This window comes from Marinobacter changyiensis, assembly GCF_009193265.1.
In the GTDB taxonomy this organism is placed as follows: Bacteria; Pseudomonadota; Gammaproteobacteria; order Pseudomonadales; family Oleiphilaceae; genus Marinobacter; species Marinobacter changyiensis.
In genome coordinates, this window is record NZ_VZZZ01000006.1 from 188,554 (window position 1) to 206,260 (window position 17,707).

The 17,707-nt window shown below is 57.5% G+C and carries 12 protein-coding genes and 1 pseudogene; 7 read left to right on the top strand and 6 right to left on the bottom strand.

Annotation, left to right across the window (positions count from 1 at the left end; all coding sequences use genetic code 11):
• Positions 1–11: 11 nt before the first annotated feature.
• The 3 genes from F6Y09_RS16660 to F6Y09_RS16670 all read right to left on the bottom strand — a co-directional run bounded on the left by F6Y09_RS16660 (position 12) and on the right by F6Y09_RS16670 (position 4,450).
• Complete coding sequence (locus F6Y09_RS16660; protein WP_152208073.1) at positions 12–1,427, bottom strand: sigma-54-dependent transcriptional regulator; 1,416 nt, start codon at positions 1,425–1,427, stop codon at positions 12–14.
• 933 nt (positions 1,428–2,360) lie between these two features.
• Positions 2,361–2,591, bottom strand: coding sequence for a ChaB family protein (locus tag F6Y09_RS16665; RefSeq protein WP_152208074.1), 231 nt, complete (start codon positions 2,589–2,591; stop codon positions 2,361–2,363).
• 479 nt (positions 2,592–3,070) lie between these two features.
• Positions 3,071–4,450: an NAD-dependent succinate-semialdehyde dehydrogenase gene (locus F6Y09_RS16670; protein WP_152208075.1), complete on the bottom strand. Its 1,380-nt coding sequence runs from the start codon at positions 4,448–4,450 to the stop codon at positions 3,071–3,073.
• A 102-nt stretch (positions 4,451–4,552) separates the two neighbouring features.
• Here F6Y09_RS16670 and F6Y09_RS16675 point away from each other — a divergent pair.
• Positions 4,553–5,158, top strand: a pseudogene (locus F6Y09_RS16675) (membrane-bound PQQ-dependent dehydrogenase, glucose/quinate/shikimate family); the annotation flags it as partial.
• Between the two features lie 576 nt (positions 5,159–5,734).
• On the opposite strand, the gene F6Y09_RS16680 reads toward F6Y09_RS16675, so the two are convergent.
• On the bottom strand, positions 5,735–6,379 hold the full coding sequence (locus F6Y09_RS16680; RefSeq protein ID WP_152208076.1) for a hypothetical protein: 645 nt from the start codon (positions 6,377–6,379) through the stop codon (positions 5,735–5,737).
• 156 nt (positions 6,380–6,535) lie between these two features.
• Here F6Y09_RS16680 and F6Y09_RS16685 point away from each other — a divergent pair, with 156 nt between their 5' ends.
• Positions 6,536–7,420: an SDR family oxidoreductase gene (locus F6Y09_RS16685; RefSeq protein WP_218944193.1), complete on the top strand. Its 885-nt coding sequence runs from the start codon at positions 6,536–6,538 to the stop codon at positions 7,418–7,420.
• Positions 7,421–7,480: 60 nt separating this feature from the next.
• On the top strand, positions 7,481–9,571 hold the full coding sequence (locus F6Y09_RS16690) for a catalase (protein ID WP_152208077.1): 2,091 nt from the start codon (positions 7,481–7,483) through the stop codon (positions 9,569–9,571).
• 34 nt (positions 9,572–9,605) lie between these two features.
• Here the strand turns inward: F6Y09_RS16690 and F6Y09_RS16695 are convergent, their stop codons facing one another.
• On the bottom strand, positions 9,606–9,848 hold the full coding sequence (locus tag F6Y09_RS16695; protein ID WP_152208078.1) for a hypothetical protein: 243 nt from the start codon (positions 9,846–9,848) through the stop codon (positions 9,606–9,608).
• 166 nt (positions 9,849–10,014) lie between these two features.
• On the opposite strand from F6Y09_RS16695, the gene F6Y09_RS16700 reads away from it, so the two are divergent.
• Positions 10,015–10,932, top strand: a complete 918-nt coding sequence (locus tag F6Y09_RS16700) for a pirin family protein (protein WP_152208079.1) — start codon at positions 10,015–10,017, stop codon at positions 10,930–10,932.
• Between the two features lie 36 nt (positions 10,933–10,968).
• Here the strand turns inward: F6Y09_RS16700 and F6Y09_RS16705 are convergent, their stop codons facing one another.
• Positions 10,969–12,078, bottom strand: coding sequence for a hypothetical protein (locus tag F6Y09_RS16705; RefSeq protein WP_152208080.1), 1,110 nt, complete (start codon positions 12,076–12,078; stop codon positions 10,969–10,971).
• A 279-nt stretch (positions 12,079–12,357) separates the two neighbouring features.
• Here F6Y09_RS16705 and F6Y09_RS16710 point away from each other — a divergent pair, with 279 nt between their 5' ends.
• The 3 genes from F6Y09_RS16710 (at position 12,358) to F6Y09_RS16720 (ending at position 17,676) form a co-directional block, all read left to right on the top strand.
• Positions 12,358–14,031 (top strand): VRR-NUC domain-containing protein, encoded by a 1,674-nt coding sequence (locus F6Y09_RS16710; protein ID WP_246180574.1) that lies wholly within the window; start codon positions 12,358–12,360, stop codon positions 14,029–14,031.
• A gap of 41 nt (positions 14,032–14,072) precedes the next feature.
• Complete coding sequence (locus F6Y09_RS16715) at positions 14,073–16,340, top strand: ATP-dependent DNA helicase (RefSeq protein WP_152208303.1); 2,268 nt, start codon at positions 14,073–14,075, stop codon at positions 16,338–16,340.
• A 118-nt stretch (positions 16,341–16,458) separates the two neighbouring features.
• Positions 16,459–17,676, top strand: a complete 1,218-nt coding sequence (locus tag F6Y09_RS16720) for a polyhydroxyalkanoate depolymerase (RefSeq protein WP_152208082.1) — start codon at positions 16,459–16,461, stop codon at positions 17,674–17,676.
• The last annotated feature ends 31 nt before the right edge of the window (positions 17,677–17,707 follow it).

The window sequence follows — 17,707 nt, forward strand, 5'->3', positions numbered from 1 at the left end:
CCTCCTTGAAGTCAGGCATCCTTACGACGTTCATACTGGCGTAACCGGTTGTAGAGAGTCTTCATGCTGACTCCCAGAATGTTTGCTGCCTTCTCCTTTTTCCCTTTGCACTCATTCAGCGTAGCAAAGATGAGAGTCTTCTCGGCCTCGGCCACCGATGAGCCAATGCTCACCGTCACGCACGGCCCCGAACTCTGGTCGCCCTGGAAAGGCGGGGGATTGACCACATCGTCCGGAATCTCGGCCTTGGTGATTATCCGGTCCGCCATGATGTAGGCCCGCTGGACCACGTTTTTCAGCTCGCGAAGGTTGCCAGGCCAGGAATAGTTCTCCAACGTCCGTAAAGCATCTTCGGAAAACTCTATTTTGTTGCCATCCTGTTCGTTGAGTTCCAGCAGGAAGTACCTGGCAAGATCCCGAACGTCCCCTACCCTCTCTCTCAACGGAGGCAGATTAATGGGAAAAACCTGCAGGCGGTAGAGCAGATCGGCCCGGAAATGGCCTGCTCTCACTTCGGTTTCCGGGCATTGGTTAGTGGCCGCCACGATACGTACATCGGCCTCCATTTCACCGTCACCACCGACGCGGGAAAACCGCCGCGTTTCCAGGACTCGCAGCAGCTTTACCTGAAGATCCACCGGCATCTCGGTGACTTCATCCAGGAATAACGTGCCGCCACAGGCACGCTCAAAAACGCCTTTGTGGTCTCTCACGGCCCCGGTAAAACTGCCTTTTTCATGCCCGAACAGCTCACTTTCTATCAACTGGGGGGAAATCGCGCCGCAATTCACCGGTACAAAGGGCTTGTCACACCGATCACTGAGCCTATGGATGGCCTGGGCAACAACCTCTTTACCCGTTCCACTCTCTCCTCTGATAAAGACAGTAGCTAACGTAGGAGCCACCCTTCTGACCTGGGCTGCTATCTCCTGCATTTTGCTTGAGGTGCTGTAAGCCATGCCAAGCGCAATAGTGGACGCCCCTTGGGCTGGACCTGCCACCTTTTCTTTATTGTCACCGGTACCTGGGACGCTAACCCCCAGCGCCTGGTAAAGCCGCTCACGGGTGACCGGTCTGGCGAGATAGTGGGTTGCACCGTGGCTCAGGCACTGCTTGGCAAAAGAGTCGCTCTCGGCCGGACCAATGACTATTACCGTTGCCGAGTACTCCCCTGCCAGTTTAATCAACTGCAGTTGGCCAATGGTTTCCCGTTCTATATCCAGCACCAGGCAGGGTGGGCGTGCAGTGCGGAGAACCTGCTGGGCATGGCTCACCACCTCCGTATAGGTGGTGGTGAAGTGAAGGCTGCCAAGCATTTCGGTCAGAGCCTGACCGTTCTCGCTATAACTGACAATTAGCAAATGCGCAGGCTCTGCAATGCTGCCGTTAATCGAGAGTGGAATGTTTTTTGCACTCATCAATGTCATAAATAGCTCCTTGCCACATCAATGCGGCCCAATGTCGACTGGTCCAATTGCTTGGTTCAGGCTACCGCGGCGACAACATGCGTGCCTGGATAACCCAGTCAAAGACCCCCCTCAGAAGGGCATCAGGCAATAGAAGCGATCTCCAGACAATGCCAGGCAGTGCCCGAAATCGTTCACTCGCATGAAAAAAATGGGCTCACAACATCCGCCCGTTTGAGTCCTGTGAAACTGGGTCCGGGTACTCCACGTGACAACACATGACCTCTTACTACCCATGGGTTTACCAATGGCATTTCGTCTTTACGTTAAGCATTCCGTAAAGACACCCCTATGATCCTGTCTTTTAAATATGAAATCGGATGTGGATAAAATCAACCTGGAAATACTGACAAGTAAGAAAACATAATCATATAACTGTTTTTTACATGTCATTATTCAGATCATGATTAAAATAACTACATACACACTTTTACCCTTTCAACCCTATTACTTGAATATACCAGCAAAAAAATACGGGGTGTTTATCTTAAGCTAATGTATCTGGGATATTTTCGTGCTAAAGCCACATTCGATATTCATGTACGATGCGTGAAACCAGCGAGAAATACCATCACAGGGGTTAACCATGGCAGGAAAAAACGAGATAATTCTACAATTGGTACTCAAACAAAAAACACTTGAACAAGAAATACTTAAATAATAAGTACTTGAATAAGAGGTACCCAGCTGATCTGGCAGGATTAAATTAAGCCCATCTGCTGTGTAGAAGCGAGGTTCCCCCAGAATCAGCACCAATCCGGTAAATCTGACCGATCATTCTGAGAGACTACAAGCAAAGAGAAGCGCTTTTGAATCCAGCGCGGCCAAGTTTACCGTCCACCCGCCTGGCCACCGATTGCCCGGCAAGCCGCTTGGCCCGCCACGGCCCACACCTCAGGATTCGTCTTTCACCCATGTATCCCCTTCTTTGTGATATAGCTTTTTGACCGCAGCCCAGGCGACTTTGTGGGCAGTTTCCTCACGCCCGGCATTACCCCGTCTGTCGTCCGGATCCATGTATTCATCCCACGCGGAGTTAAAGGCCTTGCGGTAAATGTCCTGGGCATGGGATGGCAGATTATCCCGCACACTGTCAGGCAATTCGGACTTACGATCGTATGGCATAGGGTTTTCCTCTGTTGCCAGGTTGCTCGTACTCCAACCGAGAGCCAAGCAAAAGCAATGCCGCTCCCTCCTCGACGTCTTCAAAGCCTTTCTGTGACCCCGCCGCCGCCCTTTCGAACCCGCCAAAAAGAGGCCCGCGCCCAGCTTCTGATTCCACCCCGGAAGAACGGTAAAAAATACAATCAGACCGGTAAATTCGACCACCTCACCAGCACCCGGATACTCCATTCCAAAGCTGGGTAAGGAACTACTTAATCGAGGTATCAGCCAGTCAGCAGGCCCCATCCTGGATACTGATGGCATGGGTCTGACCTACTTAATCATTCCCCCATCTGGGCGCTTAATAAACAGGTGCCAACCGGTTGTCTTACCTGCAAAAAGGGGAAGCCGGATCGGCCTCCCCAGTTTTCATCTCTTGATTTTTCATCGAGGCGCTTTTCCAGGTACTTTTCCCGGCACCTTCAAAACAGAGGCCTGAATCAGGACTGGGTCACCATTACCGCCTTCACGTTCACGAACTCGTGCATGCCAAAACCGCCATGCTCACGGCCATAACCGCTTTCCTTGACCCCACCGAAGGGCAGGTTGGGCTGGGCCAGATTGTAGCCATTGATATTGACCATACCGGTATCGAACTCATCCCGGGCCAGGCGCACAGCCTCACCTTCGTTGGCGGAGAAAATGCCGCCCCCCAGGCCGTAGATGGAGTCGTTCGCCACCCGCATAGCCTCGTCCGCGTCCCTTACCTTGATCAGTGCAGCCACCGGGCCAAATAACTCGTCGTCGTAGGCCGGCTGCCCCGGTGCAACATTTTCCAGCACGGTTGGCGGGTAAAAGTAACCTTTGCCTGCCGGGATTTCACCACCCAGAGAACAGGTGGCACCGGCGTCAAGTGACTTTCTTACCTGTTCATGAAGGCCATCTCTGAGATCTTCGCGGGCCATGGGACCCATTCGGGTCTCACTGCTGGTAGGATCACCAAAGGTGAGTTTCTTCATCTCGGCCAGACAAGCATCCCGAAACTCCTCGTACACCGATTCCACCACAACAAAGCGCTTCGCTGCCACACAGGTCTGGCCTGCATTATAGGTACGTCCCTGAACACAAATCTTGGCCGCCTTCTGCACGTCGGCATCCGCCAGCACCAGGTACGCATCGTTACTGCCCAGTTCAAGCACGGTTTTCTTCAGCACTTTGGCAGCGCGCTGGGCGACGGCACGGCCCGCATTGGGACTACCGGTCAGCGTGACGCCCCGCACCAATTTGTGCTCGATGATCGCATCCGAGACGTCGTGGTCAATCAACAGGGTGCGGAAGGCGTGCTCCGGCATTCCGGCATCCCGATACAGCTTTTCGACTTCCAGCGCCATACCCCAGACATTGGCAGCGTGCTTCAAGAGCACCGTGTTGCCAGCCATCAGGTTGGCGGCGCTGTAACGGATGACCTGGTACAGCGGGAAGTTCCACGGCTGTATACCGTAAATCACACCCTGGGGCTGATAGGAGACCACTGCACGGCCACCCTGAAGTTCCCGTGTTTCGTCCGCCAGCTCTTTTGGGCCCTGCTCGGCGGTGAACTCACAAATGGCGGCGCACAGCTCGCACTCCTGCTTGCCTTCGGCCAGAGTTTTGCCCATCTCGCGGGTCATCAGTGCGGCGTAGTCGTTCTGACGCTCCCGAATCAGCTTGGCGGTCTTGCGCAGGATATCGGCACGCTCGCTGAATGCGGTTTTGCGCCAGCCAAGAAAGGCATGGTGGGTCTGCTCGATAATGCCTTCAGCCTCTTGCCGGGACATCAGGGCATAAGTCTCGAGAACTTCTTCGGTGGCGGGATTGATGGTCTTATGGGTGTTTGACATCAGGCTTCCTCCTTGATGGGTAATGGCACTACCTGCCGAATGTACCATGGCCGCCTGGCCCTCCAGGGCAAGGTTACATAACCGTATAACTCCACCAATACCAGTTCCCCCAACAACTGGGCGGTGGCCAGTGCTGACGAAGAACTCGGACTGGCCTATTTCCCGATGGGATATCGCACACCGGACCAATTGGGCATGTACCGCACCCCGGAGGAAGAGGTCTACTCCTCTTCGGTGGTCGCGCTCAGCCTTGAAACCGGGCAGGTAGAATGGGTGCAGCAGTTCGTCCAGCACGATCTCTGGGATATGGATACCCCGGCCCAGCCCGGCCTTGTGGATATCGAGACCGCACAAGGCCTGCAACCGGCGCTGGTGGTGCCCACCAAACAAGGGGATGTGAATGGAACCGTTGAAGACATAGCCCCAGTTCCGATTCCTCTGGAGCTGGGTGTACCGGGTATCGGCGGCCCCATCATCACCCGCGGGGGTGTAGTGTTCCTTGCCGCCACCGTGGATGACTACCTTCGCGCCTACAACCTGACCGATGGCGAGGAACTCTGGCGGGTCCGTCTGCCAGCAGGGGGCCAGGCCACACCAATGACGTACCTGAATAGCCAGGGCGAGCAAATAGTAGTGCAGGTTGCCGGTGGGCACGGCTCCATTGGGACCACCATCGGAGAATATGTGCTGGCCTACAAACTGAAATAGACATATCACCATCCCACGTACCTTTGACGGCGTCATGGGTAAGAGATAGCGCATCCATGGGTAGCGATAGCCCCCAAACTACCAGCCAGGCACGCTCCGGGCCCAATGACGCAGGTGGGCGGGCGTCAGATCCTGTCGCCCACCAGTTCTCCCCGCTCAACCATCGGCCACGTCCATCCCTCCCCCAGCACCAGCCGGTGCAAACTATGCCTTCGGTCCCGCATGTGCTCGAACCTATTTCCCATTTCCTCAGCACGCAACACCGATAATCGGTGATCTGACAAGGCGCCTGTTTCAGGAAAAGGCGGAACGCTAGCCCCCGCGCCGGACTGGCTGCCTGCCGCCCTGTGAAGATACTGCTCGATAACCTCTCGCACGTTTAATAGAGTATAAGACTGCCACCCCGAATCGCGCTCCATACCGAATGCCAACAGGCTCAAGGCCTCGTCCAGTCGTGCCACCTGAAGACCCAGGGAGTAGCGGGTTTGCCGACATGAGGAAAGCGATAATAAAAAGACCGGATAAAATCAGTCCCACCTGCTCCCCCTGTGGCTTTAACCCCACTCTGGTGTAACTTCACGTTGAATAGCGTTTCAGCCATTGGCGAATCTGACGCCTGTACCACAATGAGGTCCTGTGACTGGTGTCAATTGAGTCGGGCACCAGTGAGACCTCTCCAGAATCACTTGTTCTCAACTCGAAGCGCCTAACGGCCCCAAAAGGCTTGCGGTCTGAGCCATAGAGACACACCACGTGAAACTCAAGTGCCCGGAGCTCAATATCGGTATTTACCGGCTTTGCGTTCTTGAGCTCAATGCCCCCCTCCCTTGCAGCCCGCTCGAGGAGGAGGCGATAGGACAGCAATTCGAGATATTTCCCCGACCCGACAGGCCCCTGCCTGGTCCTGGCACTCAGCGGACTGGAGTCTTCTCCCATGGCATCGACTTCGCAGTCAGTCACCGGCACCAGGATGGGTTCTTTCGAGGTTTCGAGAATCACCAGGATGAAATATACGTAAACTGCTTCCTCGCTCATGTTGCAGATCAGACAGGGCGAATCCAGACCTTCACCACCTACACCTTGATTGATCAATACTCGGGGTTGCCTCTGACGGCGGTAGCCACTGTAGAGCAATTGCGCGTAGAACAGCCAAACCAGAAGCGTTCCGATATTGGTAAGCGTTGTGATCCAGTCTTTATTAGCGCCCAGCCACTCCAGCATGACCAACCAGTCTCCTTTTGGCAGTCAGATTAAAGCTAGGAAATAAACACAATTTCCGCCAATCGGTAATTAACACAGGTTAAGTCCGGGTTGCAGGGACTCTGATCTAATGACCTGCTCGTCGGTAGTCAATTCACTGGGCAGGGAGAAACAGGCATGACCAGAACCATGGACAATGACCCCCGTTACCGCTATCCGAGACCCGATTTTGACACCCAGCCCCAGAACCTTCCTGGCCATGAGTCGAAGATGTCTCCGCAACCGGACCACGGTGAGGAGAGCTATGCAGGCAATGGTAAACTGGCGGGGAAAGTCGCCCTGATCACCGGGGGCGACAGCGGTATAGGCCGCGCTATCGCTCTTGCCTATGCTCGGGAAGGGGCGGACGTTGCATTTACCTACCTCAGTGAAGATCGCGATGCCCGCGAGACCGAAAGACTTATTCGCGAAGCCGGGACAAAAGCCCTCTCCATCAAACTCGACCAGAGCTCGAGAGCCGCTTGCGACAAGGTAGTGGACACAGTAATCAACCAATTCAAGCACCTCGACATTCTGGTTAATAACGCGGCCTATCAGAAAAGCTACAACCAGCTGGAAGATATTCCGGACGACGAACTCCGGTATGCTTTCAGTACCAATATCGAAGCATTCTTCTATTTTTGTCGCGCTGCTCTGGGCCATATTCCGCCGGGGGGAAGCATCATCAACACAACCTCCATTCAGGCCTTCGCGCCCAGCATCCATCTGGCACCCTATGCCGCCACCAAGGCAGCCATTGCCAACTTTACGTTGTCCCTCGCTGCTGAAGGCATCAAGCGCGGCGTGAGAGTTAATGGTGTGGCGCCCGGCCCAGTGTGGACGCCCCTTATCCCGGCAACCATTCCAGAGGACAAGGTGCCGGAGTTTGGTGCCAACACCCTGCTAGGTCGTCCCGCCCAACCCGCAGAGCTTGCCCCGCTGTACGTCTTTCTGGCGTCGCCAGAAGCCAGTTACGTCACCGGCGAAATCTTCGGCGCCACTGGCGGCAGGAGGCAAATGTAATACCCAACCATGGCTTTCATCCTGCAGTTAGAGCCATCTAACGTACCAAGGAGCCAAACAATGACGACCAAAAAACACGGCTGTCCCTTTGCCATCGGAACCGGCGGAGAAATACATCAACAGGCCAAGGGCCAGGACGATACGCTCACCACCCAGCAGGGTGCCCCCGTTGCCGACGACCAGAACTCCCTTCGGGCCGGGGCAAGAGGCCCGACCCTGCTGGAAGATCAGGTCATGCGGGAGAAAATTTTCCATTTTGACCACGAGCGCATCCCGGAACGGGTTGTCCATGCCCGCGGGGTGGGGGCCCACGGTTACTTTGAGAACTACGAGTGTCTTGCAGAACTTACCGGGGCCGACCTGTTTCAGCGCCCCGGTGAGCAGACACCGGTCTTCGCCAGGTTTTCCACCGTTCTCGGCAACAAGGGCTCGGCGGATGTCCCGCGGGATGTCCGCGGTTTTGCCGTGAAATTCTATACCCAACAGGGCAACTGGGACCTGGTCGGCAATAACATTCCCGTGTTCTTTATCCAGGACGCCATGAAGTTTCCGGACCTGGTGCACGCCGCCAAGCAGGAGCCCGACCGGGGATTTCCCCAAGCCCAGTCCGCTCACGATAATTTGTGGGACTTCGTGACTCTGATGCCGGAAAGCATGCACATGATGATGTGGGCGATGTCAGACCGCACCATTCCCCGTTCCCTGAGATTTATGGAAGGCTTCGGCGTTCACAGCTTCCGCTTTGTGAACAAGTCTGGTGAATCAAAATTCGTCAAGTTTCACTGGAAGCCCAAGCTGGGCATGCAATCTGTCGTCTGGAACGAAGCTCTGAAAATCAACGGAGCAGATCCGGATTTCCATCGCCGCGATTTATGGGGTGCCATCCAGAGTGGCGACTTCCCGGAGTGGGAGCTGGGGGTTCAGGTATTCGATGATGCCTTTGCCGAGCAATTTGAGTTTGACATCCTCGACCCCACCAAGCTGATTCCCGAGGAACAGGTTCCGATCAAGCCTATTGGCAAAATGGTGCTTAACCGGACGGTAGAAAACTTCTTTGCTGAAACAGAGCAGGTCGCCTTCTGCACCCAGAACATGGTGCCGGGCATTGACCAATCCAATGACCCGCTCCTGCAGGGCCGAAACTTCTCCTACCTGGACACCCAAACCAAGCGTCTGGGCGGGCCGAACTTCACCCACATTCCCATCAATGCCCCGAAATGCCCCATGTGGAATTTCCAGCAGGATGGTCATATGGCGATGCATAACCCGGTGGGCCGGGCCAATTACGAGCCCAACAGCTGGGGCGATGAAGGCGGTCCCAGGGAGAACCCGGAAACAGGTTTTCACAGCTACCCGGAGCAGATCCAGGGCGAGAAACAACGAGTACGCTCGGAAACCTTCTCCGACCATTACAGCCAGGGGCGGCAGTTCTACATCAGCCAGACCAGGACCGAACAGGAACACATGGCGGACGCGTTTGTCTTCGAGCTCAGCAAAGTCGAGCGGGAAGATATCCGTGTCCGGATGGTTGCTCACCTGCTCAACATGGATAAGGATCTTGCCCGTACTGTAGCCACCGGCCTCGGCATTAAAGACCTTCCCCCGGCCGCCGAAGCGGCCATGCCGACGCGGGAGGATCTGCCGGCGTCCGACAAACTGAGCATTCTGAAAAATGGTCCTGACAGTATCAAGGGCCGCAGAATTGGCGTTCTGACCACGGATGGCGTTGATGCCAAGCTGTTTGCGGGCCTGAAAAAAGCCGTGGAGGCAGAAGGTGCAACACTGGTAGTGGTTGCCCCCGCCATCGGTGGCGTCAAGGCCAGTGACGGCACACACATCCCTGCGAATGAAAAAGTGGATGGCGGACCCTCGGTGCTGTTTGATGCGGTGGTCCTGATGCCATCCGCCGACAAGGTGAAGGTGCTGGCGACACACAGCCCGGCCAGGGATTTTGTCAACGATGCCTTCGCCCACTGCAAGTTCATTGGCTACTCGACAGAGGCCATGCCGCTGTTCGAGTCCACCGGGCTTGAGGATCAGATGGACGATGGCTGCATCCCCATCAACGCGGTAAAAGATGTGGCCGGCTTCCTGAAGAAATGCAAACAGCTGCGCTTCTGGGAGCGTCAAAGCGCCGTCGATAAACTGTAAACAGCAATATCCACGCGGCAGGCTCTGCAAGGGGTCAGCCGCCCCATCGACGCTGCCATTGCCAATAACCCCGCCAACCTATCCAGCCAGCGGCAAGCAAATAAGGTATTGCCCCCAGAACCCACATGATCAACCCCGCCAATTTGCTGGTCGCAGCCTGCAGGACCAGACTGGAGAGAATAATCACACCGCCAAACAGGTAACAGGAGTAGCCCTGGGCGCTCACCTGGGAGAAGACCAGATCCCGGGTGCCAATCGTCGTGGCCACCAGGTACATTGCTGCCCCTACCGAGGTGTGGTTGGCCGCCGTCGGGGCACCCAGAAGGAATGGATGACGTCAGCGCTGGTGAGTATGAGTTTCGCTCTCTACTCAAGCCAGCCAGCTCCGCCTATTATTTACTGAGGGACCCATCTGAGTCGTCCTGTCGAGGAGGAGTCACGTTATGAGCAATACACTTGATCAGATCGAACAACCCTGCCACACCTCTGAGCATCCCTGCGACGTTATCGAGATGCTGCTGACGCCCACAGATCGCGACCTGGGCGGATTTTCGGTACGTCGCCTGCTACCAACGGCCGGTCGCAAAATGGTCGGCCCCTGGATTTTCTTTGACCATATGGGACCCGCGAGCTTCCCCGCTGGTGAAGGCATCAACGTGCGCCCTCACCCCCATATCGGCATCGCTACGGTGACCTACCTGTTTGAAGGCGAAATCCTGCACCGGGACTCCCTTGGCAGCGTCCAGCCCATTCGTCCCGGCGACATCAACCTGATGGTGACTGGCAGCGGTATTGTGCATTCGGAGCGGGAACGACCGGAGATCACCCGAGAGTCACATACCCTCCACGGCCTGCAATTGTGGCTTGCCCTGCCTGAGGCCTACGAAGAAGCCGATCCGGCCTTCCATCACTACCCTTCCGGCCAGATACCGTCACTCAGCGTGGCCGGGTTGACCGTGCGCGTGATGATGGGGAGCGCCTATGGCGTCACCTCTCCGGTAAGGCTTTTCTCACCCACATTGTATATCGAAGCGGATCTGAAACCCGGCCAAACCCTACGCCTGCCAGACGCTGCTGAAAGGGCCATCTACGTGGCCGGGGGCAAGATCCGCATCGCCGGCACCGAGGTTCCGGAACATGCCATGGCGATCCTGTCGCCCGGGCAGGAGGCGGTCATTGAAGCGCAGGAAGAATCGCGGATCGCGTTAGTGGGCGGCGAATCTGTAGGTAAGCGATACATTGAGTGGAACTTTGTTTCCAGCCGTGAGGGGCGTATCGAGCAAGCCAAAGCAGATTGGCGGGCAGGCCGGTTCCCGAAGGTGCCGGGCGATGAGGAAGACTTTATTCCCTTGCCGGGGTGAGCATTCCGGGTCCGTATGCAGCTTCACAACGGCCCCCTACCCCGAGCTGCGGCGGCTGCGGCCACTCAACCAGGCCACCAGAAAAATAACGCTGCGCAGGAAGGCCATAACGATCGGGGCAATCAGCCACAACAGCCAGCTACCAATGTAGAGTACAGGTATCAGGATCAGCAACCAGCCCAGAAACTGGATCGCCCAGGCAGGGTAACCGAGCACGTCAGCTATACCCGCCAGCGCGTCATTTATGAGGCTGGGGTGAGCGATAACGAGGTAGCCCGCACCAATAATCACTGGCCACTTGGCGTAGCGGGCGCTGTTTAGCACCATTCTGCCACTGTGGGTCACACGGGCGGCGAAGGCAGCTGACCGGGTACCCCGGCTCGCGCCCTTTGTGGTCGCCGCAGCAGCCCTTCCCATACGGAGTACTTTCAGTGCGCTGGCAAACACCAGCACATCAACCGAAGCCCAGCCAATATCCCCGGCGGTAATCTCTTCACCGGAGCGGTAGTTGACTTCCAGATTGCGAACCCCGCTGGCGAAAAACTGGTTCAAACCCTCCAATACCCGCTCTGTGCCTACCCATTGCGTGTCGCCCTGGGCATCAACAATGAACTGACCCAGGAAATCATGGCCTTCACTCTGGATAAAGTTGACCGCATACCAGCCACGCTCTTCCGGGGAGAGCTCACCCGGCTGGTTCGGCGCCCGCGTTCCGGAGTCCTCCGGGGTTTCGTTGAAAAACTCTTTCGCTGCACGGTATCTCTGGGCCACGTTATTCATGAGCTCGATCGAACCAATAGGCCGGCTGACAAAATGATGGATCGGCGGCAGTATGTTGTCGCCATAACGCCTGAGAATGTCCTGAAACTCCGGTTCTGCGCCGTAAAGCGGGAAAATCACCCGGGCCATTTCCGGGTGCCGCAGGAAAGCAGCCTTCGCTTTCAGCATCATCACCGGATCATCGGCAAGGTCCAGCAACGCAGCCTGGACCTCAACAGGCTCCTCTTCAATGGCGGGGAAGTCCTCAAGCACATCCGTGGCGTGAACCTGTATCAGCTTCTGCTCAATCGGCACTGGCCTGGACACAATGCTGATAATGGCCGCCACCAGCAGGGCCAGACCACAAATCAGGATCAGTTTTTTCAAATTCCCACCACCAAAAGTTGTTCTGCCGCCATTGAATAGCGCTCACCCTGCCAAACCGGGTATCAGAATCCAAACATACAGGCCTCAAGCCTGGCCTGCGAGCAAAGACCCATCAAATTAACCCTACCGTTGCCCTGGCGTAAAGGCACGGTGCCGAGCGGCACCGTAAGCAATTACTGATAGTATGGTTACCATGATAAGCGCATTCACGTCTGCGGCGAATAGCTCTATGGCGACAATAACTGACACCGGTTACCGGGACGATTTGACAGGAAAATCTTGAAAGCTGCTGATCTCGACAACCCGCTCTACTATCTGGAAAACTTTGACACGCTCATTGGCTGGGTCCGTTCTCGCCATGCTGACTTGTTATTGCCGGAGGAGCGCAAGAAACTCGACTCGCTGGACAGCCTCAGTCAACCGGCCAGGGCACTACTGGCGCGGATGGTGATGCGCTCGGGCGAGCACTTTCGTGTTGACCGCCTGAACTACCCCGAGCTGGGAGCCCCCGTTACCTGCGCAGCGAAGGAGTTGACCACTGCCCGGTGGTTGCAGCAGAACCCGCCCCTGAGCGTCGACGAGCTGTTCCGTCTGATTACCCTGCCCGAGCTTCGCGAGGCCCTGGCACCGCTGCTGGAACAGGCCGGTATACCCCGCAACGCCAATAAATCCGCCATGCGGACGGCCCTTATTCCGATCGTTCCAGATCCCCAACCACCTGACGCCTGGGGACTGTCCCGGGCAACCGAGGTGTTGCGCTTGTTGGACATGGCCCTGTTTGACCGGGTGCGGCTGATGTTTTTCGGCAATCTGCGTCAGACCTGGTCGGACTTTGTATTGGTTGAGCTCGGCCACCAGCGTTATGAACCGGTGGCCTTCTCGCCGGAATCCAGGGCCTTTGATGAACGCGCCGATGTGGACTGTTACCTCCGTATGCAGCACTGCCGGGAGCGACTGGACGCCGGCGAACATCCATCAGATGTGTGGCCGGATATTCCCTCCAACTCCGACAACCCCTGGCTGGAGAGTCGCCGCAGCCGTCTGCTCTTTGAGTTCGGCAAGCTGGCGGAACGGGCAAACGTTCACGAGCTGGCGCTGCAGGCCTATGATGCAAGCGGGCATCGCGAGGCCCGTCTTCGATATCTGCGCTTGCTGGAGCGACAGAAGGCTTACCAAAAGGCCTGGCAAGTCGCCCAGCAAGCCATTACCACAGCTACCGTCAGGCCCGGGGAAGCGCGCGGGCTGGAGCGGATCATCAAACGCCTGGCTGCCAAACTCCACGAGCCGCTGGTCAGTCCGCCTGCGCGACCATCCGTACCCGCGTTCTCGTTACGGCTGTCGCCCATGCCGGGGCAATCGGTGGAATGGGCAGTATCAGAAGCCCTCCAGGACCCACACAGTCCGGTGGCTTACGTTGAAAATACCCTGATTAACGGCCTGTTCGGGCTGCTGTGCTGGGAGGCACTGTTCGCCCCCGTGCCAGGAGCGTTTTTCCATCCCTTTCACATCGGGCCGGTAGATTTGTATCGGGAGGATTTTGTCACTCGTAGGGCCGATCTGTTCAGCGATTGCCTGGGCTTGCTGGACTCCGGGGCCTACCAAACCCGTATCCTGACCACCTGGCAGCAGAAACAGGGTATCGCTTGCTCGTTTCTGGTCTGGCCGGTGTTGTCCCGAGATCTGATTGATCTTGCCCTGGCCTGCATCCCGGCGGCGCATCTGAAACAGATGTTTCAGCGTCTGCTCCTCAACCTGAGGGAACACCGCAGCGGCCTGCCCGACCTGATCCGGTTTGATCCCGGCAATGACGACCCGGGGCAACGCTACGAAATGATTGAAGTCAAAGGCCCCGGTGACCGGCTCCAGGATCACCAGCAACAATGGCTGGAATTCTGCGTGGCTCGGAATATCCCGGTCTCCGTCTGTTACGTGCGCTGGGCACCCACCTCGTGACTAATACATCGTCTGTGACCGATGCACCCATCGATGCACCCATCAAAGTTGCCGTCCGCACCCTGTGCGAGTTTGCCGCCCGGAGCGGCGATCTCGATTTGCGTTACACACCGGCCCCGACGCCGGAGGAAGGCATCAGCGGCCACAGCGCCGTGCAAAACCGGCGCGGCGCAGGCTACCGGGCGGAGGTCCCGCTTTCCGGTCAGTGCGGGGGGCTGTTGGTCTCCGGGCGGGCCGATGGCTATGAACCCTATAAAAAACGGCTGGAAGAGATCAAAACCCACCGCGGTGACCTGGCCCGGGTGCGGCCCGCCCAGCGAGCATTGCACCGGGCGCAACTGAGAGCGTATGGGGCGCTGCTCTGCCGCCTGGAAAAGCTCAGAAAGCTCGAACTGGTGCTGATTTACTACGACCTCAGCAAGGACAAGGAAAGCCCGATAGCAGAACACGCGACGGCAGATGAGCTGTGGCAGGAATTGGAAGCGCTGTGTGCCCGCTACCGGGACTGGGCGGCCCAGGAGCAGCAACATCGACTCCGGCGAGATTGCGCCCTGGCAACCCTGACGTTTCCCTTCACCAACTTTCGCCCGCAACAGCGGGAGCTGGCAGCTACGGTCTACAAGAACAGTGTTCGCAACCAGCGCTTGTTACTGGAAGCGCCCACCGGTTCCGGCAAAACCCTCGGCACCCTGTTCCCGGCGCTGATGGCCATGCCCACCGCCGGGCACGATCGCCTGTACTATCTCACCAGTCGCAATACCGTACGTCACATGGCGCTCGACGCCATCACCCTGCTGAACTCGAAGCAGTCTGAGCCATTACCTCTGCGGGTCCTTGAGTTGGTCTCCAAGGATGACGCCTGTGAACATCCGGACAAAGCCTGCCACGGTGATGCCTGCCCGTTGGCCAAAGGCTTTTTTGACCGCTTGCCGGCCGCGCGTCAGTCTGCCGCGAGCCATCCCGGCATCCTCAGCCAGACCGCACTGGCAGACATCGCAAGGCTCCATCAGCTGTGCCCCTATTTCCTGGCCCAGGAAATGGCCCGCTGGTGCGACCTGGTGATTACCGATGTTAACCGCATGTTTGATCAATCCGCCCTGCTCCACGCCCTGATCAGACAGAACGAGTGGCGGGCCAGCGTACTGATTGACGAGGCCCACAACCTGGTGGACCGGGCCCGGGGTATGTACTCGGTGGAGCTCAGCCAGGCCCGGCTGCTGAAAACCCGACGCAACGCGCCAAAGGTACTGAAAAAGCCTATGGACACCACCGCCCGGGCCTGGCAGGCGCTGGTCCGGGAGACGCCACCCGGAGACCACGAGGCGATCTTTCTGGACGCTCTGCCCGGCGCTTTGTTGAACAGCCTTGACCGGCTGGTGTCGGCCCTCACCGATTACCTCACGGACAACCCCCCGGATCTGGCCCTGCAGGAGCTGATGTTCGAAAGCCTCGCCTTCAGGCGGCTGGCGGATGTCTTCGGTGATCACTCGCTGTGCGAGTTTCAACGCCGGGCGCGCGGCAAAGCCAGGCTCACCCTGCAGAACCTGATACCGGCGGATTTCCTGACCGGGCGTTTTGAGGCCGCCGCCAGTGTGTTGCTGTTCTCTGCCACCCTCTCCCCCGGACGCTATTACCGGGACCTGCTCGGCATGCCGGAAGACACTTTTTTCCAGGCTGTTGCCAGTCCGTTCGCAGCGCAGCAGCTGTCGGTTAACTTCACCCCGGGCATCAGCACCCGGCAGGCCCACCGTCAGCGATCGCTTGAACCTGTTGCCCAACTGATCTGCCGGCAGTATCGTGAGCAGCCCGGTAACTACCTGGCGTTTTTCAGCAGTTTTGCCTACCTCCGTGACGTGCTTGGTGAAATGACTGCACAGGCACCCGATGTTCCGGTGCGCGCCCAGCAACCGGGGATGTCCCCTGAGGACCGGACTGCCTTCCTGGAGGGGTTTTCCACTGGCAGCCGCGGGGTCGCCTTTGCGGTCCTGGGTGGCATCTTCAGTGAGGGCATCGACTTGCCCGGCGACCGGCTGATCGGCGCTTTCGTTGCGACCCTCGGCCTGCCGCCGTTCGATGCCTGGCACCAGGTGCTCAAGCAGAGACTCGATAAGCGGTTCCGAGAGGGCTACGCCTACACCTACCTGATTCCCGGCATCCAGAAAGTCGCCCAGGCGGCAGGCCGGGTAATTCGCACACCGGAAGACAAAGGTGTTATCTGGTTGATTGATGATCGGTTTCTGCAACCGGAGGTCCGGGGACTATTGCCCGCCTGGTGGTTTGCACCCGACCGTCCGTCGGGTGACGGCTAGCGCAAGCAACGCAAAACCGTCAGGCTGCTTCACAAAATGCTCATTAGCACCCCGGGGCCTTCTGGTGAGGGGGTGAAAATGAGCGTAGACTGTTCATTTTATAAGCAGGATTTTGCCTATGATGTATTACGCCCACGAAATGAGCCGTGCCGCTTTGACGCCCATGCGTCTGATGGCCAAAGCTCAAAGCTCCTTGCTACGTCATCCGCTCAACCCGGCCTCCCGCATCCCGGGCAGCCGGAGCGTGGCGTCAGCATTTGGCGTTTTCAGTGACCTGACCCGCCGCTATCCAAAGCCGGCGTTTAACCTCGATACGACCATCTGTGACGGCGAAACCGTCCAGGTCAAAGAGCGCATTGCCAAGCGCAAGCCCTTCGGTCAGCTCAAGCATTTTGACCGCCAGACCGAACGCCCGGACGACCCGAAACTGCTGATTGTCGCGCCGCTTTCGGGCCACTTCGCTTCCCTGCTCAGAGGCACAGTGGAAGCCATGCTGCCAGAGCATGACGTTTACATTACCGACTGGCGCGATGCCTGTCTGGTGCCGGTTACCGAGGGCAGCTTCGGGCTGGACGACTATATCGATTACGTTATTGATTTCATTGCCCATCTGGGGCCGGACACCCACGTTCTGGCGGTCTGTCAGCCGGTGGTTCCGGTGCTGGCTGCGACCGCCATCATGGCGGAGGACCAGCACCCGGCTGCGCCACGTTCACTGGCGCTGATGAGCGGGCCTGTAGACGGCCGTGTCGATCCTACTGCCCCCTGTGAGCTGGCAACCAAACACCCGCTCTCCTGGTTCAAACGCAACCTCATTTACACCGTACCCGTGCCTTACGCAGGCGCCATGCGCCGGGTCTACCCGGGCTTTCTGCAACTTTCCGGGTTCATCAACATGAACTTTGATCGTCACGTGGATGCCTACCGCGGGCTGTTCCGTTCCATCCGTGATGACAATGTTGAGGAAGTCACCCGTCACCGGGACTTCTACGATGAATACCTGGCGGTCATGGACCTGCCTGAGACTTATTATCTGGATACTATCCAGCGGGTCTTCCAGGAATTCCATCTGGCCCGCGGCTGCTTTAAATATCGCGGCCGGTTGGTCAACCCTGCCGCCATCCAGGACACTGCCCTGATGACCATAGAAGGCGAAAAGGACGACATTTCAAGCCCTGGCCAGACCAAAGCCGCCCACGCACTGTGCAGCAGTGTGCCGGACTCGAGGCGCGTACATCACCTGCAACCGGGGGTCGGTCACTACGGGGTCTTCAACGGGCGTCGCTGGCGGAATGAGATTGCGCCTCGCCTTCACAAATTTATTAGAGCTTCGTAACAACCTATATCACACAACCTCCTTGTGAGAG

What these genes read in the sequence shown, in the direction of transcription:
- F6Y09_RS16665 (WP_152208074.1), bottom strand. Translation starts at nt 2,591, where the DNA reads ATGCCATACGATCGTAAGTCCGAATTGCCTGACAGTGTGCGGGATAAT.
- F6Y09_RS16685 (WP_218944193.1), top strand. Translation starts at nt 6,536, where the DNA reads ATGACCAGAACCATGGACAATGACCCCCGTTACCGCTATCCGAGACCC.
- F6Y09_RS16680 (WP_152208076.1), bottom strand. Translation starts at nt 6,379, where the DNA reads ATGCTGGAGTGGCTGGGCGCTAATAAAGACTGGATCACAACGCTTACC.
- F6Y09_RS16700 (WP_152208079.1), top strand. Translation starts at nt 10,015, where the DNA reads ATGAGCAATACACTTGATCAGATCGAACAACCCTGCCACACCTCTGAG.
- F6Y09_RS16695 (WP_152208078.1), bottom strand. Translation starts at nt 9,848, where the DNA reads ATGTACCTGGTGGCCACGACGATTGGCACCCGGGATCTGGTCTTCTCC.
- F6Y09_RS16690 (WP_152208077.1), top strand. Translation starts at nt 7,481, where the DNA reads ATGACGACCAAAAAACACGGCTGTCCCTTTGCCATCGGAACCGGCGGA.
- F6Y09_RS16660 (WP_152208073.1), bottom strand. Translation starts at nt 1,427, where the DNA reads ATGACATTGATGAGTGCAAAAAACATTCCACTCTCGATTAACGGCAGC.
- F6Y09_RS16720 (WP_152208082.1), top strand. Translation starts at nt 16,459, where the DNA reads ATGATGTATTACGCCCACGAAATGAGCCGTGCCGCTTTGACGCCCATG.
- F6Y09_RS16670 (WP_152208075.1), bottom strand. Translation starts at nt 4,450, where the DNA reads ATGTCAAACACCCATAAGACCATCAATCCCGCCACCGAAGAAGTTCTC.